Annotated in this window: 2 tRNA genes; both read left to right on the plus strand. The window is 35.0% G+C overall.

Annotated elements, in window-relative coordinates:
- The first annotated feature begins 24 nt into the window (after positions 1–24).
- Positions 25–98: transfer RNA gene (locus IEV84_RS16435), tRNA-Ile, on the plus strand.
- Positions 99–250: 152 nt separating this feature from the next.
- Positions 251–324, plus strand: a tRNA-Ala gene (locus IEV84_RS16440).
- Positions 325–514 lie beyond the last annotated feature (190 nt).

Genomic DNA, 514 nt, shown 5'->3' on the forward strand with positions numbered 1-514 from the left:
AATTAAGAATTTAAGTAAAAACAGAGTCTCGTAGCTCAGCTGGTTAGAGTACTACACTGATAATGTAGGGGTCGGCAGTTCGAGTCTGCCCGGGACTACAAAAAAGTTGGCAGATTACAGTAATAAGTAATCAGTTAATTAAAAGAAAAAGTTTTTTTCTTAAAAAAGGAAATTTTAGAAGTTGAGTTACACTTTTAGTGAACCGTTTTGAACTGTTAACTGAAAACTGTTAACTGAGTACTAAAAAAACGGGGGATTAGCTCAGCTGGCTAGAGCGCCTGCCTTGCACGCAGGAGGTCAACGGTTCGACTCCGTTATTCTCCACAGATTTATCATAAAGATGATAAATAAAAGTTCATTGACATATTGAGATAAGAAAATACAAAAAGTAGAAAGTGTTTTTTGTTAAAAGTAGCAATACAGATAATAAAAAACAAACAAAAACGGTCTTGTTTTAAATAACAAGATTGGTACAATAAGCAAAATAAGGGCGTATGGGGGATGCCTAGGCTCT

This window comes from Flavobacterium palustre, assembly GCF_014639535.1.
GTDB lineage: Bacteria > Bacteroidota > Bacteroidia > Flavobacteriales > Flavobacteriaceae > Flavobacterium > Flavobacterium palustre.